Annotated in this window: 21 protein-coding genes and 4 tRNA genes; 9 read left to right on the forward strand and 16 right to left on the reverse strand. The window is 61.2% G+C overall.

What is annotated here, in order from left to right:
* Positions 1-62 precede the first annotated feature (62 nt).
* Positions 63-752 (reverse strand): energy-coupling factor ABC transporter permease, encoded by a 690-nt coding sequence (locus ACEN93_RS12365; RefSeq protein WP_039771666.1) that lies wholly within the window; start codon positions 750-752, stop codon positions 63-65.
* Between the two features lie 133 nt (positions 753-885).
* Between ACEN93_RS12365 and ACEN93_RS12370 the strand changes: the two genes are divergently transcribed.
* The 5 genes from ACEN93_RS12370 to ACEN93_RS12390 all read left to right on the forward strand — a co-directional run bounded on the left by ACEN93_RS12370 (position 886) and on the right by ACEN93_RS12390 (position 4,241).
* Positions 886-1,512, forward strand: a complete 627-nt coding sequence (locus ACEN93_RS12370; protein ID WP_007959580.1) for a DUF1780 domain-containing protein — start codon at positions 886-888, stop codon at positions 1,510-1,512.
* On the forward strand, positions 1,509-2,036 hold the full coding sequence (locus tag ACEN93_RS12375; protein ID WP_039771669.1) for an MOSC domain-containing protein: 528 nt from the start codon (positions 1,509-1,511) through the stop codon (positions 2,034-2,036). Before ACEN93_RS12370 ends, ACEN93_RS12375 begins: the two co-directional genes overlap by 4 nt.
* A 51-nt stretch (positions 2,037-2,087) precedes the next feature.
* Positions 2,088-2,261, forward strand: a complete 174-nt coding sequence (locus tag ACEN93_RS12380) for a DUF3094 domain-containing protein (protein WP_007909875.1) — start codon at positions 2,088-2,090, stop codon at positions 2,259-2,261.
* A gap of 63 nt (positions 2,262-2,324) precedes the next feature.
* Positions 2,325-3,623, forward strand: coding sequence for an NAD(P)/FAD-dependent oxidoreductase (locus ACEN93_RS12385; RefSeq protein ID WP_495611462.1), 1,299 nt, complete (start codon positions 2,325-2,327; stop codon positions 3,621-3,623).
* Between the two features lie 210 nt (positions 3,624-3,833).
* Complete coding sequence (locus tag ACEN93_RS12390; RefSeq protein WP_074691474.1) at positions 3,834-4,241, forward strand: HvfA family oxazolone/thioamide-modified RiPP metallophore; 408 nt, start codon at positions 3,834-3,836, stop codon at positions 4,239-4,241.
* Between the two features lie 73 nt (positions 4,242-4,314).
* On the opposite strand, the gene ACEN93_RS12395 is transcribed toward ACEN93_RS12390, so the two are convergent.
* The 8 genes from ACEN93_RS12395 to rluD all read right to left on the reverse strand — a co-directional run bounded on the left by ACEN93_RS12395 (position 4,315) and on the right by rluD (position 11,192).
* Positions 4,315-5,940 (reverse strand): methyl-accepting chemotaxis protein, encoded by a 1,626-nt coding sequence (locus tag ACEN93_RS12395; protein WP_495611463.1) that lies wholly within the window; start codon positions 5,938-5,940, stop codon positions 4,315-4,317.
* A 160-nt stretch (positions 5,941-6,100) separates the two neighbouring features.
* Positions 6,101-6,177 (reverse strand) — tRNA-Pro (locus ACEN93_RS12400).
* 97 nt (positions 6,178-6,274) lie between these two features.
* Positions 6,275-6,350: transfer RNA gene (locus tag ACEN93_RS12405), tRNA-Lys, on the reverse strand.
* A gap of 5 nt (positions 6,351-6,355) precedes the next feature.
* A tRNA-Pro gene (locus ACEN93_RS12410) sits at positions 6,356-6,432 on the reverse strand.
* Positions 6,433-6,441: 9 nt separating this feature from the next.
* A tRNA-Asn gene (locus ACEN93_RS12415) sits at positions 6,442-6,517 on the reverse strand.
* Between the two features lie 298 nt (positions 6,518-6,815).
* Positions 6,816-9,380, reverse strand: a complete 2,565-nt coding sequence (gene clpB, locus ACEN93_RS12420; protein ID WP_039771676.1) for an ATP-dependent chaperone ClpB — start codon at positions 9,378-9,380, stop codon at positions 6,816-6,818.
* Between the two features lie 130 nt (positions 9,381-9,510).
* Positions 9,511-10,233, reverse strand: a complete 723-nt coding sequence (pgeF, locus tag ACEN93_RS12425) for a peptidoglycan editing factor PgeF (RefSeq protein ID WP_103385452.1) — start codon at positions 10,231-10,233, stop codon at positions 9,511-9,513.
* The gene (gene rluD, locus ACEN93_RS12430) at positions 10,230-11,192 is read right to left on the reverse strand and encodes a 23S rRNA pseudouridine(1911/1915/1917) synthase RluD (protein WP_011335991.1); all 963 of its coding nucleotides are present in this window, start codon (positions 11,190-11,192) and stop codon (positions 10,230-10,232) included. The genes pgeF and rluD overlap by 4 nt, the downstream gene beginning before the upstream one ends.
* 152 nt (positions 11,193-11,344) lie before the next feature.
* Between rluD and ACEN93_RS12435 the strand changes: the two genes are divergently transcribed.
* The 4 genes from ACEN93_RS12435 to ACEN93_RS12450 all read left to right on the forward strand — a co-directional run bounded on the left by ACEN93_RS12435 (position 11,345) and on the right by ACEN93_RS12450 (position 15,642).
* Complete coding sequence (locus ACEN93_RS12435; RefSeq protein WP_007959566.1) at positions 11,345-12,361, forward strand: outer membrane protein assembly factor BamD; 1,017 nt, start codon at positions 11,345-11,347, stop codon at positions 12,359-12,361.
* Between the two features lie 125 nt (positions 12,362-12,486).
* Positions 12,487-12,720, forward strand: a complete 234-nt coding sequence (locus ACEN93_RS12440) for a PP0621 family protein (protein WP_039771683.1) — start codon at positions 12,487-12,489, stop codon at positions 12,718-12,720.
* The gene (locus tag ACEN93_RS12445) at positions 12,710-14,299 is read left to right on the forward strand and encodes a sensor histidine kinase (protein WP_495611555.1); all 1,590 of its coding nucleotides are present in this window, start codon (positions 12,710-12,712) and stop codon (positions 14,297-14,299) included. The genes ACEN93_RS12440 and ACEN93_RS12445 overlap by 11 nt, the downstream gene beginning before the upstream one ends.
* Positions 14,296-15,642 (forward strand): sigma-54-dependent transcriptional regulator, encoded by a 1,347-nt coding sequence (locus tag ACEN93_RS12450; protein ID WP_414882774.1) that lies wholly within the window; start codon positions 14,296-14,298, stop codon positions 15,640-15,642. Before ACEN93_RS12445 ends, ACEN93_RS12450 begins: the two co-directional genes overlap by 4 nt.
* Before the next feature lie 59 nt (positions 15,643-15,701).
* Here ACEN93_RS12450 and thiO read toward each other — a convergent pair whose 3' ends face one another.
* From thiO to ACEN93_RS12485, 7 genes are read right to left on the reverse strand one after another with little or no spacing between them, the layout of a single operon-like run.
* The gene (thiO, locus tag ACEN93_RS12455) at positions 15,702-16,802 is read right to left on the reverse strand and encodes a glycine oxidase ThiO (protein ID WP_495611464.1); all 1,101 of its coding nucleotides are present in this window, start codon (positions 16,800-16,802) and stop codon (positions 15,702-15,704) included.
* Between the two features lie 57 nt (positions 16,803-16,859).
* Positions 16,860-17,261, reverse strand: a complete 402-nt coding sequence (locus ACEN93_RS12460) for a type IV pilin protein (RefSeq protein ID WP_039771691.1) — start codon at positions 17,259-17,261, stop codon at positions 16,860-16,862.
* Positions 17,262-17,276: 15 nt separating this feature from the next.
* Positions 17,277-20,369, reverse strand: a complete 3,093-nt coding sequence (locus ACEN93_RS12465; RefSeq protein WP_495611465.1) for a pilus assembly protein — start codon at positions 20,367-20,369, stop codon at positions 17,277-17,279.
* Positions 20,356-20,835, reverse strand: a complete 480-nt coding sequence (locus ACEN93_RS12470) for a pilus assembly PilX family protein (protein WP_074691482.1) — start codon at positions 20,833-20,835, stop codon at positions 20,356-20,358. Before ACEN93_RS12470 ends, ACEN93_RS12465 begins: the two co-directional genes overlap by 14 nt.
* A gap of 10 nt (positions 20,836-20,845) precedes the next feature.
* Complete coding sequence (locus ACEN93_RS12475) at positions 20,846-21,559, reverse strand: PilW family protein (protein ID WP_495611466.1); 714 nt, start codon at positions 21,557-21,559, stop codon at positions 20,846-20,848.
* On the reverse strand, positions 21,556-22,005 hold the full coding sequence (gene pilV / locus ACEN93_RS12480; RefSeq protein ID WP_074691484.1) for a type IV pilus modification protein PilV: 450 nt from the start codon (positions 22,003-22,005) through the stop codon (positions 21,556-21,558). The genes ACEN93_RS12475 and pilV overlap by 4 nt, the downstream gene beginning before the upstream one ends.
* Positions 22,002-22,475 carry a GspH/FimT family pseudopilin gene (locus tag ACEN93_RS12485; protein ID WP_064599521.1) on the reverse strand — a complete coding sequence of 158 codons (474 nt, stop codon included), beginning with the start codon at positions 22,473-22,475 and terminating at the stop codon, positions 22,002-22,004. The genes pilV and ACEN93_RS12485 overlap by 4 nt, the downstream gene beginning before the upstream one ends.
* Positions 22,476-22,507 lie beyond the last annotated feature (32 nt).

Raw genomic sequence — 22,507 nt, forward strand, 5'->3', positions numbered from 1 at the left:
GCTGCTCCTGAAGGAATTTGGCCGAGCATGAAATGCCGCGCACAGAGTGAATTTGATGTGGATCAAGACTTGGGATCGTCGTCCTTCCAGGGCGCCGAAAGGTAGCGGGTACGGTTGAAGGTCTCCAGCCATTCCGGGCAGAACACCACCAGCGCGCTGACCACCATGCCGTTGATGAAGGCTTCGGGAAAAATCAGCAGCCACAGGTAACCGATGAAATCTTCCAGCCATTCCGGCATGGCAAACAGGCCGTCGTACCAGAGCAACGTCAGGCTCAGCGTCAGGCAGAACAACGCCGACAGCGCCGCGGCGAAAAAACCGGAACAGAAGATGTACACGAACGGATTGCGCGGCTGGGCGCGCTCGACCAGAATCGCCACGCATTCGGTGATCAGCACCGGCAACAGGATCAGCAAGGCGCCATTGACCCCGACGGCCACCAGATCCTGGCGCCCCAGCAGCACCAGCCCCAGTTGGGCCACCAGTGCACCGACGATCGCCAGTGGCCAGTCCAGCAGCAGCGTCACCGCTGTCATGCCGATGAAGTGGTAAGACACCCCGGTATCAAAATCCCTGCGCACCAGCCACAGCAGAAACAACGCGAACACCGTGCCGAACAGCAAGTGCTGACGGCGGTTGTCGCTGAACAGCTCGACCCACGGTGCGCGGACAATCGCCCAGAGCAACACCGGCAGGTAAATCAGCCAGCCGAGGGTCAGACTTGCCGATGACAGCAGTTCTGCACCGATCATGATCCCATCACCTTCATTCGCACCGCAGACTCCTTTGATTGGCGCTCCTGCGGCGAAGTCTACACCTGCACGGCGGCACATCTGCCGATGCAAAGCTTTCTGCTTGTCGCAATTGAACGCTAAGCTTGGGCCTATGGATGACTCAGATTACTTACGCCTGCTGACCATTGCGGCCGAGCAAGCCAACGCGTTCCTGTCCAATGCCCGCAAATGGGAGCGTGAGCGTTGGGTCTGCCAGCGCCTGCTGCAAGGCTTGAACATTCCTTATCGCGCCGACGAATTCGCCCCGGCCGGTGAGCCGCCGGACGTGCTGTTTCGCGACGCCAATTTCGAGGTGTTTTTCGTCCTCGATGAAGGTCGTCGGCTGAACGACGAATGGCGCGATGAGCTGCAACGTCGGCGCAGTGCGTTTTCCCTCAGCCAACTGGTGCGCCGTGAAGCCAAGCCGCGGCGGATTCCGGCCAATGAATTTCTGCTGAGACTGGCGCCGACCTTGCGCAAGAAAGCGCACAACTACAAGGAACGCGGCATGGATCTCGGCGAGCTGGACATCATTGCCTTCGCCAGCCTCAAGCGCGAAGTGCTCGACCTCAACAGCCACTTTCCGCCGCCCACCGAATACCTGCGCCAGGGCTGGCGTTCGCTGTCGCTGGTCGGACCTACGTTCGCCCGGGTGCTGTTCGCCCATCCCGATGCCCCGGATTTTCTGCGCGGCAATCTGGGGCGCAGCATCGTGTTCGATGTAGGGATCAGCCTGTGACGCCGCTTCAACAATTGATCGCCGAGGTCCCGCAGAGCGGCCGCGTACGCTGGATTGGCGTGCGTCCTGAATCTCGTGGGCCGATGCTCGAGCTCGACGCCGTAGAAGCACGCCTTGAAGCGGGATTGACCGGGGATCATGCCCGCCCCGGAGTACGTAACGCCCGACAGGTCACGCTGATTCAGTTCGAACACCTGGCCGTGATCAGTGCATTGATGGGCCGTCCCCACGAGCATCCGGTCAGGCCTGAAGATCTGCGGCGCAATCTCGTTATCAGCGGGATCAACCTGTTCAGCCTCAAGGGGCGGCGCTTTCGCATTGGTCAGGCGATTTTCGAAACCACGGGCTGGTGTCAGCCGTGCGCGCGCCTGCAGAACAACCTCGGCCCGGGCACGTTCCAGGCCGTGCGCGGGCATGGCGGAATCACTGCGCGAGTGTTACAAAGCGGGATCATTCGCCTCGGGGACAGTGTGTCTGTCGAACCGGTCCCGGACAGTGGCTATGCTGCGTTCAATCCCGGTTGAAAACCGCTGTAGCGTGTTCTCATTCAGTAACGTCTACCTGACGAGGCCTTTATGACCAGCCGCCTGAACCCCGAAGACCAGAAGCATGTCGAAGAGTACCTGCAGTTGTCCCAACACCGTGTCGAGCGCCGGCCATTCCGGCCGTGGATGCTCCTGGTGCTGGTGCTGGCAGTGACCATTGGTCTGGGCCTGTTGAGCCGATTTATCAGTTACCTGACGCTATGAGCTGCATCGCGCTCGCTCGGGTAGCCGTACCGATTTCCTTTAAAAACCTTGCGAGCTATCCCTATGTCCCATCGTATTGTCATTGTCGGCGGCGGCGCCGGCGGTCTGGAGTTGGCTACCCGTCTGGGTAAGACTCTGGGCAAACGCGGCACCGCCAGCATCATGCTGGTCGACGCGAACCTCACGCACATCTGGAAACCGCTGCTGCACGAAGTGGCCGCCGGATCGCTGAACTCTTCCGAAGACGAACTCAACTATGTCGCCCAGGCCAAATGGAACCACTTCGAGTTCCAGCTGGGGCGCATGAGCGGGCTCGATCGTGAGCAGAAGAAGATCCAGCTGGCCGCCACCTACGACGAAAACGGCGTTGAACTGGTCCCGGCGCGGGAAGTGCCCTATGACTCGCTGGTGATCACGGTCGGCAGCACCACCAACGATTTCGGCACCCAGGGCGCCGCGCAGCACTGCCTGTTCCTCGACACCCGCAAGCAGGCCGAGCGTTTTCACCAGCAACTGCTCAATCACTATCTGCGCGCCCACGCCGGGCAGACCGATGCGATCCAGCAGATTAGCGTGGCCATTGTCGGTGCGGGCGCCACGGGCGTCGAACTGGCGGCAGAACTACACAACGCCGCCCATGAACTGGCCGCCTACGGTCTTGATCGGATCAAACCGGAGAACATGCACATCACCCTGATCGAAGCCGGGCCACGGGTACTGCCAGCCCTGCCGGAGCGCATCAGCGGGCCGGTGCACAAGACCCTGGAGAAACTCGGGGTCAACGTGATGACCAACGCCTCGGTCAGCCAGGTCACCGCTGACAGCCTGATCACCGCCGATGGCAACGAGATCAAGGCGAGCCTGAAAGTCTGGGCTGCCGGGATCCGCGCACCGGGTTTCCTCAAGGACATCGATGGCCTGGAAACCAACCGCATCAATCAGCTGCAAGTGCTGCCGACGCTGCAGACCACCCGCGACGAAAACATCTTCGCCTTCGGTGACTGCGCCGCGTGCCCGCAACCGGGCTCCGATCGCAACGTTCCACCACGGGCCCAGGCTGCGCACCAACAGGCGTCGTTGCTGGCCAAATCGCTGAAGCTGCGCATCGAAGGCAAGCCCCTGCCGGAGTACAAGTACACCGACTACGGCTCGCTGATTTCGCTGTCGCGCTTCTCGGCGGTGGGTAACCTGATGGGCAACCTGACCGGCAGCGTGATGCTCGAGGGCTGGCTGGCGCGGATGTTCTACGTGTCGCTGTACCGCATGCACCAGATGGCGCTGTACGGGCCGTTCCGCACGGCGATGCTGATGCTCGGCAGCAAGATCGGACGCGGCACCGAGCCACGCCTGAAGCTGCACTGATGTAAAACACCGTGGGGGCGGGCTCGCCCTCACGGTGTTTTGTTTTCTACTGTATCTGCCCCCCGCTTTCCCCACCTTCGCTTACAAACGCCCCGCTCCCGGACACAGACGCGATACACCGCCACCGCTTAATGGCCACACCCGAGCACACCTGCTCCGGCTTGATCGCCCTTAACGTGTGGTTGCGCTGTGCAACCGAAGGAGAATGCAATGTCCCGTACTGCGAAAATCGGCAAAAACTCCCTTGGCCTGGTCGGTGCCGTACTGGCCGGCGGCCTGATGCTGTCCGGCTCGGTGTTTGCCGCGCAACCGCTGGCCCAGGGCTACATGGTCGCTTCGGCCGAGACCTCGGTGAAAACCCCGGAAGGCAAATGCGGTGAAGGCAAATGCGGCGATGCGTCGATGGCCAAGACCGACACCGATGGCGACGGCAAGGTCTCACGCGCCGAGTTCCTGAAGGTCGCGCCGAAGTCCGACTTCGACAAGATCGACACCAACCACGACGGTTTCATCGACGAGCAAGAGGCGTACAACAACGTCAAAGCCAACTTCGAAGCCAACGGCAAGAAAATGCCCAAAGGCCTGTTCGAACACCTGAAAGACCAGGACGGTGCCTGATTTCTCAGCCTGCCCGATAAAGCAAAGCCGCGCTTTCTCTGACGAGAAGCGCGGCTTTTTCACGCCTGCACGATTACAGCTGGAAGCGTCGCACCATGCCTTGCAGGGCGTTGGCCAGTTGCGACAGTTCATGGCTCGACGCGTTGGTTTGATCGGCACCGGCCGCCGAACGCACCGACAGATCGCGTATGTTCACCAGATTGCGGTCCACTTCCCGCGCCACTTGCGCCTGTTCTTCGGCGGCGCTGGCGATCACCAGGTTGCGCTCGTGGATTTCGTGTACCGACGCCGTGATCGTCTGCAACGCTTCACCGGCTCGCTCGGCCAGCAGCAGCGTGGTAGCGGCGCGCGAGGCACTGGCCTGCATCGACTCCAGCGCCAGGCTCGAACCGTTGCGCATGCCCTGCACCATTTGCTCGATTTCCTGGGTCGATTGCTGAGTGCGATAAGCCAGCGCGCGAACCTCATCGGCAACCACCGCAAACCCGCGTCCGCTCTCCCCGGCTCGCGCTGCTTCGATGGCGGCGTTGAGCGCCAGCAGGTTGGTCTGCTCGGCGATCGCTCGAATGACGTCCAGCACCTTGCCGATGTCTTGTGACTGATTGGCCAGCGATTGCACCAGTTCGCCGGTGTGCTCGACTTCGCTGGCCAGGGCGTTGATGGCGTCGGCAGTTTCGCTGACCCGTTCCTGGCCCAACTGCGCCGATTCGCTGGACTGGCGGGTGGCGTCGGACGTCGACACCGCATTGCGGGCGACTTCCTCAACCGCCGTAGTCATCTCATTGACGGCGGTGGCGGCCTGTTCGATTTCGTTGTTCTGTTGTTGCAGGCCCTGCGTGCTGTCATGGGTGACCGCGCTCAGTTCGTCGGAAGCGGTCGCCAGTTGCGTGGCCGAGCCGCTGATGCCCTGCAGGGTTTCGCGCAGGTTCTGCTGCATGGTTGCCAACGCCTTGAGCAACCGGCTGACCTCATCGTTGCCGTGAGTTTCGATCGGGCGGGTCAGATCGCCTCTGGCGACGTGCTCAGCAGCGTCGACAGCGGCGCTCAGGGGGCGGACGATGCTGCGGGTGAGCAACATGGCCAGAGCCACGGTGGCCAGCGCCGCCAGAGCGATAAACAGGGTCACGATGGTGCGCGAGGTTTCGTAGTGGGCCGCAGAGTTCTGGCTTTCGGCGGCGACCTGGCGAGCGAACAAATCGGCCAGGTCGTTGAGTTGTTTGCCGGAGCCGTCGACCACGGTTTTCATGTCCACCAGCAGCAGCTTGGTCAGCTCGTCGCGCTTGCCCTGCTCGGCGAGGGTGAACGACTGGGCGATGCCGGTGCGGTAGGCAGCAAAGGTCTTTTTGAACTGATCGTACAACTGCTGCCCTTCCGGGGTAGTCACCAGCCGGTCGTAAGCGGCGATTTTCTCGCTCAACTCTTTGTCCCGGGTGTCCATCTGGCTGCGGTACGTGGCGATGTTGGCTGGATCCTGGTCCAGCGCCATGCGCAAGGAGATGGTGCGGATGCGCAGCATGATTTCGCGGATCTCGTCGCCGCCGCGAATGCTCGGCAGCCACTGGGTCTCCACTGCCACTTCACTGTCGCGGATGCTCGACATCTGCCCCAGCGCGAACACCCCGAGCAACGCCACCAGTAACGCGATCAGGGCAAAGCCAAGAGCGGCGCGGGGAGCAATATTCAACTGACGAAGCAACATGACGAACGCCCTTTTTCTTGTATTGGCAGAGTTCAGGGGCGTTTGATGCGGCAGGCCCCTTTCGTTAGCGGGCTATCGGCAAGTTGTATGACGACTTGAATGAAACATTTCCGGAGGGCAAAAAAAATCCCCGTATCTTTCGATACGAGGATTTTTAATATGGTCGGGGTAGGGGGATTCGAACTCCCGACATCCTGCTCCCAAAGCAGGCGCGCTACCGGACTGCGCTATACCCCGGTAAAAAAAAGGCGACCTTTCAAAGATCGCCTTCTTCGATCAGCGCTTTTGGCCTCTGATCTTAAGATTCGATCCCAGTGTTACCTGGTTTCAAAAATGGTGGGTCGTGTGGGATTCGAACCTACGACCAATTGGTTAAAAGCCAACTGCTCTACCAACTGAGCTAACGACCCAAAAATGGTCGGGGTAAGGGGATTCGAACTCCTGACATCCTGCTCCCAAAGCAGGCGCGCTACCGGACTGCGCTATACCCCGGTTTGAAATTGGCTCCGTGACCAGGACTCGAACCTGGGACCCAATGATTAACAGTCATTTGCTCTACCGACTGAGCTATCACGGAACTACACATTTCAATTTACTACGGTGAAACTTGCAGCTTCTCGACATCGTTTTCGCATCGCTGCGTTCGTGTGTCTGAGGCGCGCTATTCTACAACCTAGAACACCTCTGTCAACCCCCTAAATTGCTTTCAAGTTAATGATTTGCAACTTATTTCAGATTTCTGCCCAGTGAGCTGAAACCGTGTTGGTGACTGACTGCGGGGCGCACTTTACAAGCCTTTTCCTTTGAGTTCAACAGCCTGGCGAAAAAAAAGGCCTCGCATTGCGAGGCCTTGATGACGACACCACCGTCGGGCGTCAGTTGAACGTGATCTCGTCGTTCTCCACGACGCCGGTCGCGGTCTCGCCTGGCAGGAAACGCCCCGACAGGATCAACTGTGCCAGCGGGTTCTCGATCCAGCGCTGGATAGCCCGCTTCAGCGGCCGTGCGCCATAGACCGGGTCGTAGCCGACGGCAATCAGCTTGTCCATCGCTTCCGGGCTCAGTTCCAGCTTCAGCTCGCGCTCGGCCAGACGGCTGCGCAGACGGCCCAGCTGGATCTCGGTGATGCCCGCGATCTGATCCCGCGCCAATGGCTCGAAGATCACCACTTCGTCGACCCGGTTGATGAACTCCGGACGGAAGTGGGTGGAAATCGCATCCAACACCGCTGCCCGTTGTGCTTCACGATCACCGACCAGTTCCTGGATCTGCATCGAACCGAGGTTGGAGGTCATGACGATCACGGTATTGCGGAAGTCCACCGTGCGGCCATGACTGTCGGTCAGACGGCCATCCTCCAGCACTTGCAGCAGGATGTTGAACACGTCCGGGTGCGCCTTCTCGACTTCGTCCAGCAGGATCACCGAGTAAGGCTTGCGCCGTACCGCTTCGGTCAGGTAACCGCCCTCTTCATAGCCGACGTAGCCCGGTGGTGCACCAATCAGCCGCGCCACGGAATGTTTCTCCATGAACTCGGACATGTCGATCCGCACCATCGCCTCTTCAGTGTCGAAGAGGAACTCGGCCAGCGCCTTGCACAGCTCGGTTTTACCGACCCCGGTCGGGCCGAGGAACATGAACGAGCCGCTCGGGCGATTCGGGTCGGACAACCCGGCACGGGAACGCCGCACCGCGTTGGCCACTGCAACCACCGCTTCGTCCTGGCCGATCACGCGTTGATGCAACAGGCTTTCCATCTTCATCAGCTTGTCGCGCTCGCCTTCGAGCATTTTCGACACCGGAATACCGGTCCACTTCGAAACGACTTCGGCGATTTCCTCTTCGGTCACCTTGCTGCGCAGCAACTGGTTTTCGCTTTTGCCATGCTGGTCGACCATTTGCAGGCTGCGTTCCAGATCCGGGATCACCCCGTACTGCAACTCGGCCATGCGGTTCAGATCGCCTTTACGGCGCGCGGCTTCCAGCTCCTGACGGGACTGTTCGATCTTCTGCTGAATCTGCGCAGAGCCCTGCACCTCGGCTTTTTCCGAGTTCCAGATTTCTTCCAGATCGGAGTACTCACGCTCGTGGCGATCGATTTCTTCCTGGAGTTTCTCCAGACGTTTCTTCGCCGCGTCGTCGCTTTCTTTCTTCAGCGCTTGGGATTCTACTTTCAGTTGAATCAGTCGCCGCTCAAGACGATCCAGCACTTCCGGCTTGGAGTCGATCTCCATGCGGATGCGGCTGGCCGCCTCGTCGATCAGATCGATCGCCTTGTCCGGCAGCTGTCGGTCAGTGATGTAACGATGGCTGAGCTTGGCTGCCGCGATGATCGCGCCGTCGGTGATCGCCACCTTGTGGTGAACCTCGTAACGCTCCTTGAGGCCACGCAGGATCGCGATGGTGTCTTCTTCGCTCGGCTCGTCCACCAGCACTTTCTGGAAGCGCCGCTCGAGGGCCGCGTCCTTCTCTATATATTGGCGGTACTCGTTGAGCGTGGTCGCGCCGACGCAATGCAGCTCACCACGGGCCAGGGCCGGTTTAAGCATGTTGCCGGCGTCCATCGAGCCTTCGCCCTTGCCGGCGCCGACCATGGTGTGCAGTTCGTCGATGAACAGAATGATCTGCCCTTCCTGCTTCGACAGCTCGTTGAGCAGCGCTTTCAGGCGCTCTTCGAACTCGCCGCGATACTTGGCGCCGGCAATCAGCGCGCCCATATCGAGAGACAGCAGGCGTTTGCCACGCAGGCCATCCGGCACTTCGCCGTTGATGATGCGCTGGGCCAGCCCTTCGGCAATCGCGGTTTTACCCACGCCAGGTTCGCCGATCAGCACCGGGTTGTTCTTGGTGCGGCGTTGCAAGACCTGAATGGTGCGACGGATTTCATCGTCACGGCCGATCACCGGGTCAAGCTTGCCTTCTTCGGCGCGCTTGGTCAGGTCGACGGTGTACTTATCCAGTGCCTGACGCGACTCTTCGTGGTTGGCGTCATTGACCGCCTCGCCACCGCGCAGGTTGTTGATCGCATTCTCCAGCGCTTTCTTGCTCACGCCTTGGCCGAGCAGCAACTTGCCGAGCTTGCTGTTCTCGTCCATCGCGGCGAGCAGCACCAGCTCGCTGGAAATGAACTGGTCGCCCTTCTGCTGGGCCAGACGGTCGGCCTGATTGAGCAGACGCGCCAGATCCTGCGACATGTTGACGTCGCCGGTCGGGTTCTGGATTTTCGGTAATTGATCGAGCTCTTTGGTCAGCTCTTTACGCAAGCTGTTGACGTCGAAGCCCACCTGCATCAACAGGGGTTTGATCGAACCACCCTGTTGTTCAAGCATGGCTTGCATCAGATGCGCCGGCTCGATGGCTGGATGATCGTGGCCGACGGCCAAAGATTGGGCATCGGACAACGCCAACTGCAATTTGCTGGTTAAACGGTCTATACGCATGGGTCACCTTCCTTTTGAGCAGGCCGGACCTAAAAAACCATCCTGAATAAAGAAACCTGCCAGATACCGCTATAGATGCGGTCGATTCTGGAAGATTCAAGCGTCAGGGAGTTGATGCAGATCAGAGAGTTTAGCGGGTAAGCCAGACTAAAGAGGCGAAGCGACCAGTGCGAGGCGCACGGCGATAGGAAAAGAAGCGCGGATCGGTCACTGTACAGAAACCGCCACCATAAACAGCGGTGACACCGCGGACTGCCAGACGCAGCCGCGCCAGCTTATAGATGTCAGCCATGAACTTGCCGGCGTTGTGGCTCGGGACAAAGGCTGTCTCGGCTTCGGGCAATTGATTGATGAAGACTTCCCGGACTTCGGGACCGACTTCAAAGGCTTGCGGGCCGATGGCCGGACCGAGCCAGACCAGAACGTCTTCGGCAGGCACATCCAGACTGTCGAGGGTGGCTTCCAGCACGCCGGCTGCCAATCCACGCCAACCGGCATGAGCCGCCGCCACGCGAGTACCGGCACGGTCGCAGAACAGCGCCGGCAGGCAATCGGCAGTCATCGCCGCACAAGCGATACCGGGTGTCGCCGTCCAGCTGGCATCCGCCGTGGCCACCACGGACGGATCCGCATGCGCCACGGCAATCCCGTGCACTTGCTGCAACCAGGCAGGCTTTATAGAGAAGTGTTCGGTCAGGCGCCGACGGTTTTCGGCGACGGCCTCCGGGCGGTCATCGACATGATCGCCCAGGTTGAGGCTGTCGAACGGCGCCTCGCTGACGCCGCCCTCGCGGGTGGTGACACAGGCCTTGACGCTGGCCGGCGCGGGCCAGTCCGGCGTCAGCCAGTTCATCCGACGAATGCCTCGCGATCCTGCTTGAGCAGGGTCAGCAGCCACACCAGATCTTCCGGCAGCGGCGATTCCCAGCTCATGCGCTCACCGGTGGTCGGGTGATCCAGCTCAAGGAACCGCGCGTGCAGGGCCTGACGCGGGAAGTGCTTGAGGGATTCGACCATGGTCTGGCTCGCGGCCGGCGGAATGCGGAAACGACCGCCGTACGCCGGGTCGCCGACCAACGGGAAGTTGATGTGCGCCATGTGCACGCGAATCTGGTGGGTACGACCGGTTTCCAGCTTCACCCGTACGTGGGTGTGGGAACGGAAGCGCTCCAGCACGCGGTAGTGGCTGACGGCCGGCTTGCCGCCTTCCATCACCGCCATGCGCTGACGCTGCTGGCCGTGGCGGCCGATCGGGGCGTTGATCTTGCCGCCGGCGGTCACCACGCCGATCACGATGCACTCGTAGATCCGGCTGACGCTGCGGCTTTGCAGCTGCGCGACCAGTTTGGTCTGCGCCTGAATGGTCTTGGCCACCACCATCAGACCGGTGGTGTCCTTGTCCAGACGATGCACGATACCGGCGCGCGGGACATTGATGATGTCCGGCACGTGGTGCAGCAAGGCGTTGAGCAAGGTGCCATCAGCGTGACCGGCAGCCGGGTGCACCACCAGGCCCGCAGGCTTGTTGATCACCAGAATGTCGTCGTCTTCATAGACGATGTCGAGTTCGATGTCCTGAGCGACCCATTCACCCTGGGCCTCCTGCTCGGCAGTGAGCTCAAGAATGGCACCGCCATGAACGATGTCGCGCGGGCGGATGACCGCCCCGTCCACAGTCAGGCGACCTTCTTTGATCCAGGCGGAAAGGCGCGAGCGCGAGTGCTCGGCGAAGAGTTGGGCGGCGACTTGATCGAGGCGTTGGCCGCCCAATTCGGACGGCACCTCTGCGCGAAGTTCAATTTTATCGGACATGCTCGGACTGGGCGTCGGCTACAGCCTTTGGTTTCGGCTGCGCGCTTGTGGTTAAATACGGCGTCTTTTGCCCCGGGGCTTTTCAACGGGGCGCTCATCATAACAGGACGGCCCCGCCCAAGACAGCGGCCGTCATAGGGACGCAAGCCGCCATGCAAGTGAAACACCTGCTGCTGATCGCCATCCTCGCATTGACCGCTGCTTGCTCATCGAAGGAAGTCGTAGACGAAAACCTGAGTGAAGCCGAGCTGTACCAGCAGGCTCAACAGGACCTGGACAACAACAGCTACACCAGCGCCACAGCCAAGCTGAAGGCTCTGGAGTCGCGTTATCCGTTCGGTCGCTATGCCGATCAGGCGCAGCTGGAACTGATCTATGCCAACTACAAGAACGCCGAGCCGGAAGCTGCAAAATCCGCTGCCGAGCGTTTCATTCGTCTGCATCCGCAGCACCCGAACGTCGATTACGCCTACTACCTCAAGGGCCTGACCTCGTTCGACCAGGACGTCGGCCTGCTGGCGCGCTTCCTGCCGCTGGACATGACCAAGCGTGACCCGGGTGCCGCCCGCGACTCCTACAATGAGTTCGCCCAACTGACCAGCCGCTACCCGAACAGCCGCTACGCGCCGGACGCCAAGCAGCGCATGATCTACCTGCGCAACCTGCTGGCCGCGTACGAAATCCACGTGGCCGACTACTACCTGACCCGTCAGGCCTATGTCGCCGCTGCCAACCGTGGTCGTTATGTAGTGGAAAACTTCCAGGAAACCCCATCGGTCGGTGACGGCCTGGCGGTGATGACCGAAGCCTACCAGCGCCTGCATCTGGACGAACTGGCGGCCACCAGTCTGGAAACCCTGAAGCTCAACTACCCGAACCACCCGAGCCTGCAGGACGGTCAGTTCGTGCCTCGCGTTGCCGAAGCCGACAACCGTTCGTTCCTGAGCAAGGCCACCCTGGGTCTGATCGAATCCCGTCCACCGCTGCCACCGGGAGAGACCCGCGCCAACCAGGACGTGCAGAAGCAGTTCCAGGACGCGAAAGACGCGATCCCGAACGAGCTCAAGCCGAAAGACGAAAACGGCGACGTGATCGAAGAGCCGGAACCGGAGTCGAGCGACAGCGACCGTTCCATCTTCAGCTACATGACCTTCGGTCTGTTCGACTGATCACTGCGGTGATGCCAAAAAGGGAGATCTTCGGATCTCCCTTTTTATTGCGGCGTGTGATTGGGCTGTGCGCCTGTCGGGTCCTTGGCTAAACTGCCGAATCATTAGCCGAAAAGCCGCCCATCATGCTTCGTTTACTGTTCTGGATTGCCTTGATCGCCGCTGCTGTGTGGTTGTGGCGCAAATTCAAGGCCCCCGCCTCGTCCACCCGATCGCCTCGCGAACAGGATGCCGCGCCGATGGTGCGCTGCGCCCATTGCGGCGTGCACCTGCCCCGCGACCGCGCGCTGAACCTTCAACAACAGTGGTATTGCAGCCAGGCTCACCTTGAGCAAGGCCCCGGTTCCAGTGATCGCTGAGGCTGACAACGCCGACAGCAAACAGGCCCAGCGACTGCTGCGTCTCTATCATCTGTACCGTTTAAGTGTCGGCATCACCCTGGTGTTGCTGATCTCCAGCAACATGGACAACCGCCTGCTGACCTCGGCCAACGACGAGTTGCTGCGCAATGGCAGCTGGTTGTACCTGGTGCTGAACATCCTGCTGGTAGTATTCCTCGAAAATATCCGCCGCCCGGCCCAGTTGTTCGCTCTGGCACTGGTCGACATTCTGCTGCTGTGCGGCGTGTTCTACGCAGCGGGCGGTGTGGCCAGTGCGATTGGCAACTTGCTGATCGTTTCGGTGGCCATCAGCAACACCTTGCTGCGACGACGTATCGGCTTGCTGATCGCCGCCATCGCCACCCTCGGCATCGTCGGGCTCAGCTTTCTGCTGAGTTTCAGCCATCCCCTGAGCGCCAACGACTATCTGCAGGCCGGCACCCTCGGCGCCTTGTGCTTCGCCGCCTCGCTGCTGGTGCAGGGATTGATGCGCCGTCTCGAAGTCAGTGAGAACCTGGCCGAGCTGCGCGCCAGCGAAGTGGTGGGGCTCGAAGCCCTCAACGCGCTGATCCTGCAACGCATGCGCACCGGCATTCTGGTTCTCGACGAACAGCGCCGGGTGCAACTGGCCAACCACAGCGCGAGGACCTTGCTGGGACAAACGCACCTTGAAGGCGACCTGATCGACGAGCACTCGAGCGCATTGGTCGAACGCCTGCAACTGTGGCTGAACAACCCGACCCTGCGCCCGCAAAGCCTGAAAATCGCCGGCAATGGCCTGGAGCTGCAGCCGAGCTTCATCGCCCTGGAACAGAGTCCGAACCGCCAGACCCTGGTGTTTCTCGAAGACCTCGCCCAGATCGCCCAGCAGGCCCAGCAATTGAAACTGGCCGCGCTGGGCCGGCTGACCGCCGGTATCGCCCATGAAATCCGCAATCCGCTGGGGGCCATCAGTCATGCCGCGCAGCTGTTGCAGGAATCCGAGGAACTCGACGGCGCGGATCGGCGTCTGACGCAGATCATTCAAGACCACTCCCAGCGCATGAACCGAGTCATCGAAAACGTCCTGCAACTGTCCCGCCGCCAGCAGAGCGCACCGCAACGGCTGGATCTCAAACCGTGGCTGGAGCAGTTCGTCGACGAGAGCCGCGAACAGGCCGGCGAGCGCCAGCACATTCATCTGCACATCGGCCCGGGGGATTTTCGCACCCTGATGGATCCGGGCCAGCTCACACAGATTCTCGACAATCTGTTACGCAACGGCTGGCGCCACAGCGCCCTTTTGCACGATCCGGCCGAGGTCTGGCTGACGCTGTTCATCGACCCCGAGAGCACGCTGGCCGTGCTCGAAGTGCAAGACAACGGCCCCGGCGTGCCGCTCGATCAGCAGGCTCACCTGTTCGAACCGTTCTTTACCACCAGCAGCCAGGGCACCGGCCTTGGGCTTTATCTGTCCCGTGAGCTGTGCGAAAGCAATCAAGCGCGCCTAGACTTCAAATCACGCCAAGGCGGCGGCTGCTTTCGCATCACCTTTGCTCACGGACGGAAACAAAGTTGAACACGAGCCCACGGCAAAAAATCCTCATCGTCGACGACGAGCCGGATATCCGCGAACTCCTGGAAATCACCCTGGGACGGATGAAACTCGACACCTTCAGCGCACGCAATCTCAATGAAGCCCAGGCGCTGCTGCGCCGCGAGAGCTTCGATCTGTGCCTGACCGACATGCGCCTGCCCGACGGCACCGGCCTGGAACTGGTGCAGCACATTCAGCAACGTTATCCACAACTGCCGGTGGCGATGATCACCGCGTACGGCAGCCTGGAAACAGCAATCAACGCCCTCAAGGCCGGGGCTTTCGACTTCCTGACCAAACCGGTGGACCTGACACGCCTGCGCGAGCTGGTCGGCTCGGCGTTGCGCATGCCGGCGCCGGGCAATGTCTGCACTTCGATCGACCGGCGGCTGCTCGGCGATTCACCGCCGATGCGCAACCTGCGCAAGCAGATCGACAAACTGGCCCGCAGCCAGGCGCCGGTCTACATCAGCGGCGAGTCCGGCAGTGGCAAGGAGCTGGTGGCCCGATTGATTCATGAGCAGGGCCCGCGCGCCAGCCAGCCGTTCGTGCCGGTGAACTGCGGGGCGATTCCTTCGGAGTTGATGGAGAGCGAGTTCTTCGGCCACCGCAAAGGCAGTTTCAGCGGCGCGGTGGAGGATAAGCCGGGGCTGTTTCAGGCGGCCCATGGCGGCACGCTGTTTCTCGATGAAGTGGCGGATCTGCCGCTGCCGATGCAGGTCAAGCTGCTGCGGGCGATCCAGGAAAAAGCCGTGCGCAGCGTCGGCGGGCAACAGGAAACCGTGGTCGATGTGCGCATCCTCTGCGCGACGCACAAGGACCTCGACGCGGAAGTGGCTGCCGAGCGCTTTCGTCAGGATCTGTATTACCGGTTGAACGTGATCGAACTGCGTGTGCCGTCCCTGCGCGAACGTCGTGAGGACATCGAAGCACTGGCCGGCCACATGCTCAAACGCCTGGCCAATGGCACCGGGCAACCGGCGGCACGCCTTCATCCCCATGCCCTCGAGGCACTGAAAAACTACCGCTTCCCGGGCAACGTGCGGGAGCTGGAGAACGTGCTCGAGCGGGCGCACACCCTGTGTGAAAACCGCACGATCGAGGCAGAGGATTTACGTCTGAGTGAAGGAAACGGCACTGCTGAAGGCGGCATTGCCGATCTCACGCAGATCGACAACCTGGAAGACTATCTGGAAAGCGTCGAGCGCAAACTGATTTTGCAGGCGCTGGAAGAAACCCGCTGGAATCGCACGGCGGCAGCGCAGCGGTTGAGTCTTTCGTTTCGCTCGATGCGCTACAGGCTGAAGAAACTGGGTCTGGATTAACGCCTCTTTCGCGGGCTTGCCCGCGAAAGCGATTTGTCAGTCACCGAAAGAAAAACTGACTAGATCCGTCCGGCCGGTGCATATGGCGCCGGATCAATGATCGGCGCGCGCCCCAGCATCACATCGGCAAACAACTGACAGGACGCCGGCGCCAGCACCAGCCCATTGCGGTAATGCCCGCAGTTCAGCCACAGACCGTCAAACCCCGGAACCCGGCCAATGTAAGGGATGCCCTCGGGCGAACCCGGTCGCAGCCCGGCCCAGTGCCCCACCACTTCGGCATCGGCCAGCGCCGGCAGCAACTCGACTGCCGAGGCCTTGAGGCTTTCCAGTGCGTTGTCCGTCGGGGTCTTGTCGAAGCCTTCGTGTTCCAGCGTACTGCCGATCAGAATGTGCCCGTCACGGCGCGGAATCGCGTAGCGCCCCTTGGCCAGCACCATGCTCGGCAGGAAATCCGCCGCGCACTTGTAGAGAATCATCTGGCCCTTGACCGGTTCCACCGGCAGCGACAGGTCCAGGGTCTTGAGCAGTTCGCCGCTCCACGCACCTGCGGTGAGAACGACCTGATCACCGGTGATCACACCAGTGGAGGTCTGCACGCCCACCACCCGCTCGCCATCACGGACAAACCCGCTGACTTCACACTGCTCATGGATCGTCACGTTCGGCAGCGCCTGCAACGCCGCTTTCAAAGACTTCACCAGCCGCGGATTGCGCACGTTGGCCACATCGGCCATGTAGATCGCCCGGGAAAAACCACCACCGAGCACCGGCACCGCATCATGCGCCGCGGAGATATCCACAGCCCGCAACGGACGGTTCTCCCGCGCGGCCCACGCCAGCGCTTCGGCTTCGTCATCCAGATCCAGCCAGTACAGGCCGGTGGTGTGTACTTCGGGATCGACCCCGGTATCGGCAGACAGACGCTCGCCCAGCTGTGGATAAAAATCCTGGGACCAGTGCGCCAGCGCGGTGACGGCCGGGCTGTAGCGCCACGGGTACAGTGGAGAGACGATACCGCCGCCGGCCCAGGACGATTCCTGGCCGACGTTCGAACGATCCAGCAGCACCACGCTGCCGACCTCGGAGGCGAGGTTGTACGCCGTAAGCAGGCCAATCACCCCGCCACCGACAATCACCACTTGCTGTTGCCTGGTCATGTTTGATCCAACCGTAAAAAAGACAGTGGGCGCAAATGGCGCCCGAAATAAAGCGGCTCAGCGGCCCCAGCAATCCTTGGTGGTCAGCCCGGTGGTCGCGTTGTTCATGCTTCTGACACCGGTGTTGGTGAGGGTGAAATCCCCGCACTTGTCAGTGGCCATGGCCGTGCCGGTCTTGCGGGTCGCGGTCAGCAGGAAGGTCTGATCGGTGATCGTCGGCGTGATGGTGTAGAAATCGTTGCCGGTGCTCAACCCGGTGACACCGGTGTAGACGTTGTTCTTCGAATAGAAGCGTTCGAGGATCTGTGCCTGTTCCGACAAATTGCTGACTACGTCGGCACGGCGGCCCTTCTTCACGTATTCGGTGAGGCTCGGATAGCCGATGGTGATGACGATACCGATGATCGCAATCACGATCATGATTTCGATCAGGGTGAAACCTCGGTTGGATCTGCGCATGCCTCGAACTCTCGCTTACTGAATTTGCCGCCACATGATACGACGGCTGCCGCCGCCGGATTTTTCCACCAGGGTGGTGATACCGCCACTGGAATCGTTCACGACCTTGCGTGATGCACCGTTGACGATGGCGTTCAGGGTCGGGATACCGCCGGTGAACACCACGCCGCTGGAAATCGTGTCGTTGCTGTCGACCACGCCATCGGCATTGGTGTCGAGCACCGCGTAGTTGAGCATCTTACCGCTGAACGCATCGAGTTCGATCAGTTTGCCGGTACCGAAACTGGAACACGGGTCGGTGGTATCGACACTGGCCGTGGTGAACACGATTCGTCCCAGCACCAGACTGGCCTGATTGATCACCCGTTCGCCAGTCAAGGCGTTGTTGTACACCAGCGGCAGATACCAGCCCTTCTCCGCCGGATAGGTCGTGTCGTTCTGGCTGGTGGTGGCGAACTGCCCGTTACTGCCGGAGAACACCCCGGTAATCGCCTGCGCCTGCAAACTGCTGACCGTGATCTGACCCGACCCGCCATCGGCGTCCCACACCGAATAGAACGCCTGCAAATCCTTGTTGGTCTTGTCGGCGGTTTCGTTGAATTTACCGGTGCCGACGAAAATCTGCTTACCGCCCAGAGCGTTGTCCGCCAGCAACGGTTGCGCGGTGATCGGCTGAGTCGCCCCGCCGGCCGTGGTGAACAACGGCTTGCCGGAAAACGCTACGCCCCAGCTGTCGGAGGACGTGGCGCTCAGGTCGAATTTCCACAACCGCCCCTTCAAGTCACCGCCATATGCGGCCTGTACCACGTTCTGCGAATTGACCCGCAGCTTCACCGAGGACAAACCGTTGGTGGTTTCCGTACTGTCGATGACGATTTTCTTGATCAGCGAGCCGTCACGCACATCCAGCACATATAGCGCCGCCACCCCGGAGTTGCTGCCGTAACCGTTGGCAATGAATGCCGCCCAGCGACCATCGGCCAAGCGTGCCACCTCCGGGCGGGCATAGGCGTAACCCAGATCATTGAAAGCGTTGGAAGTATTGGCGGTTGTCGGCGCGCTGACTTCCCACAAGGCACGGATGACGTTGCCCGCCGAGGCGTCGAACAGCTGAAGCCCGTAAAACGTCTTGCCGCCGGCACCCGTACCGCCGATGGCCAGAGTTTTCCACGCCGTACCGAATTGCGCATCGAATACACCGATCTGACCATCCACCAGAAACTTGTGGCTGACGCCGTTGACGTAGTTCGGATCGGCAATCAGGCGCAGCGAGGGCAATACGCTGGACGGCATGTAGGCATAGCGCCGGGTACCGTTGGCCGAGTTGATGACGCTGACAAAACCGTCGTTGGCGTTCACCACCAGGCTGGCATTCATGTTCGAAGCCTTGGTGGTCAGGTAGGTGCTGTAGGTGGTGTCACCGGCCAGATCGGAGGCGGTTTTTTCCGTGGGCGAGGCCAGCACCAGCGGCGAGTTGATGATGTCCCCGAGCAATACGCTGCGCACTTTGAGCCCGGCCTTGTTGGTGCCCTTGCTCCACTCGACCAGATCGATGCCGCTGATGCCGGTGGGCAAACCCTGGCTGAGAACGGTCTGCTGGGCCGGGGAGAAGTTGCCGTAAGCCAGCGTCACCGCCGCGTTGTTCAGGGAGTTCCACGACTGGTAGGTCGGCGCAGTGGCTCCGGGCACGATGGCCGTATCGGTGGTCCACAGCACCGCCGAAGTATTGACCGCCCCGGCCGAGTTGAACCCAAAGGACTTGATCGTGCCGCGCCAGTCCTTGGGGTCATAACTGGTCTGGAAATAACTGGTGCCGCTCGCCAGCGTGGTACCACTGGCCACGCCGCTGCCGCCGGAACCGGCCTTGGAGGTGATGTCGCTCAACGCCGAAGACAGCGCGGCATTCAGGCCGGCGCTGTCGGTCGCCTGGTAGTAGCGGCCCTGTCCGTAATCGGCGGCATCCGAGAGCATGTCGTTGGAAGCGGTGAAACCCACGGTGTAGGTGTTCATGTTCTGCCTGGGGAAATCCACCGCGTTCCAGCTCTTGCCCGCTGCATCGGTGCCGGTGGAACGCATGTCGATGTCGAAGGCGAACTTGGCGATATCGTCCAGGTACAGCGTATCGCCCTCCCCGTCCCCGTTGAGGTTGTTCCCGTCATTGTTGATGCCGTCCCAGTTCGGCAGGCGGCTGCCGCCCAGCGGGTCGTTGCTCGGAAAGGTGCGGTCGTAGGTCGGCAAACCGTCGGTGATGACCACGCCGTAGTTTTTCTGGCAGCGATACTGGATCGGGCTGGTGTAAGTGCTCGGCGTGGTGTTGTAGTACGGCGCCATCCCGCGCATATAGCGGGTGATCTCGTAGTAGGTTTCGGCCAATGGAGTGTTGGCCACCGCGCTCAGTCCGTTGATCGAGGAAATCAGTGCGTTGTAGTTGGTGTCGGCCTGGGCCTGGGTCACGCTGCCGCTGACCGGTGACAGGTCGCTGATGGAGCGGGCAATGAAACCGCCGTTGCCAGGGTTGTTGCTGGTGGCCGGATTGAAGGTGGCCAGGCCCATGCGCAGGTTGCGGTTGCTGGTGACCAGTGCGGTGGAAACGTTGCGCGCTACGTTGATCCGGTAATCGTTGGGAATTGCCCCGGTGGTGAAGTCGCGTGTGCCGTTGTTGATCGCCAGACTCACCACATAGGAAATGTAATCCGCCGAATAGCGAGTGTTGCCGCTGCCCACCGGATCCGGCAGCTTCAGGCAGAGCGGCGTCAGGCTGTTGTTGTAGAACGCATAGGCACCGCCGGAGCAGCCGGAGGTTGGCAGGCTCGAGAGAAAGATCGTATCGCCGGTAATGGCAGTTGAGCTCAGGCACAGGCCGATGACCGCGTTGCACTGGCGGGCCGGCGTGCGATCCACGGTCGGATCGAACCCTGCTGCATAGATGATGCTGTTCATGCTGCCCGAGTCGTCGATCATCAACATCACGTTCGGTGGCACGGCGGCCGCGCTTAACAGTGGCGAATCGGACGGCGTGAAAGCATACGCCGGTGCCGCCAGATAGAGCCCGGTCAACACGCCGAGCAGCAGCGACAACCATTTGAAGCGGCGCTCAGTACTTCGCATAGACACTCTCCACCACACTGCGCGAAGTGCCGGCGATGCCGATGGCCGTGACCCGGTACAACGTCGCCGAGGTGTTGCTCGGTACGTTCACCGCCGTCAGGGTCGTACCGATATTCTGCACCCCGTAGAACCCGCTGCCGGCGGCGATCCAGGTGACCCCCGACGTGGAATTGAACCCGGCCGCGCTGACCACCGAGGACTCCGCCGGCGGCGCGCATTGGGTAGGGCTGGCGCACACCGCCAGCGCGTAGCCATCCAGTTGCACCGCACTTTCGCCGATGCGCAGCGCGGCCTCGGCAGTCTGGAACGATTGATTGCGCAAACTCACGCTGCCGGCCATTTTTTCCTGCAGGTTGGCGCTTTGCATCGATGACAGGCCGATCAGCGTCAGGAGCAGCAGAAATACCAGGCTGACCAGCAACACCATGCCGCCCTGGGACCGTCGCCGATGGAGAGAAACGTTCATCGCTCGCCCCTCACTGCAAGCGGTTGCGCAAGGCGGCAACCACGTTGAAGGTTTGATTGCGGACCCGATTATTCGGATCAGTGAGGGTCAGGCTCAGGCGTACGCTGCGAATCCGCGCCGGATCACCGGGGTTGGCGCTGTAGGTGGACGCCGCAACATCGGTCGCGGAACTCGCCAGACCAAACATCACGGTGAACGCACTGACATTGTTCACCAGCACCTGCTGGGCGGGGTTGCCGCTGCCGGTGCCCATCAGAATCTGGTTATTGCTGAAGCTGTAGACCAGCCGACGGATCGGAAACGCGATCTGTCCTGTCGCCGCCACCCGCGCACCGGTATAAGCCGTGGCGCTGTTGCGGCAATCGGAGACCACGGTCCAGGTCGGCGTCCCGCCCGCGCTGCCGACATCGGCGGTGACCAGGGTCAGTTTTAGATTGGCGTTGTCCCAGCTGATCGGCGTGATCTGGGCCGCTGTGAAATCTCCCGCCGAGCTGGAATCGGTAATCGTGACCAGGCAGCCGAACATGCCCACCATGCGCAGTTCCTGGATCATCTTGCTCAACACGAACCGCGCGTCCTCCTGCATGGCGGCCGCACTGTTCTGACTGACATAAGTGTTCTTCGCCGCCAGGAAGATCTGCACCACGCCGAGCACCACGATCAGCCCCAGCGCCAGAGCGACCAGCATTTCGATCAGGCCGAAACCCAGGTTTTGGCGCTTCATGGTGTGGCCACCGGATCGACCGCGGCGCGACTCGTCAGGACAAAACTGCGGGTTGCACCGGTCGTATTGGCGGCGCGCGCGTCACTCCAGGTGATGGTGATGGTGTACACGCGTTGATTGAGGGTGATGCTGCCGGTGGCGGTCGGGCCACCGAAATTGACGATGTTGGTGGTGAAGTCGTAGAGGTCCTGATCCCGGGCGACACTCAGGTTGCCCGTGGTCGGCGGTGTGACGGTGTAGTCGGCGCCCGAGTTGGCGCGAATCCGGTCCATCATGTCGTAAGCGATAAAACTCGCCTGGCTGGTCATGCGCGAGCTGTCGGTGTACTTCAGCGCATTGAGCTGAACCGCCGCCGCGCCCAGCAACCCGACCGTCAGAATCAACAACGCGACCAGCACTTCGATCAGCGTCATGCCCTCCTGTGCGTACTTGCTCCCTGCCCTCATCCGCAACTTCCACCCAATTGAATTCGTCCGTTCAGACACACGTTCAGCGTCCTGCTTTGCGTGCCCAGCGTGTAACTGATCACCACCGCCGTGGATGGCGCCGCCAGCCCGCCCAGATTATTGAAATCCAGCGCGGTCACTCCAGAGGGTAGCGTCAGAGTCGCGCCGCTGCTCATCGCTGGAACAACCCGCAATACATTGGCCGGAGTGCCAGTACTGTCGTAGACCGACAACTCGCCGGTCCAGACACTGCCGCCGGCGCTCGGCCGCAAGCGAGTGGTGACGCCCCGGTTGATCGCCTCGAGCCTGGCGTAGTTGAGGGCCCGTTGCAGGTCGCCGACCTCGGTGTCGGCCTTGCTGCCCTGCACCGAACGGGTGAATGCCGGCACCGCCATCGTGATCAGGATCACAAACACCGCGACCGCCACCAACAGCTCGATCAGCGTGAAACCTTTTGTACGATGATCCATCGATGCCCTCCGTTGCCGTCGGCTATACCTGT

The sequence above is a fragment of the Pseudomonas sp. Pseusp21 genome, assembly GCF_059492145.1.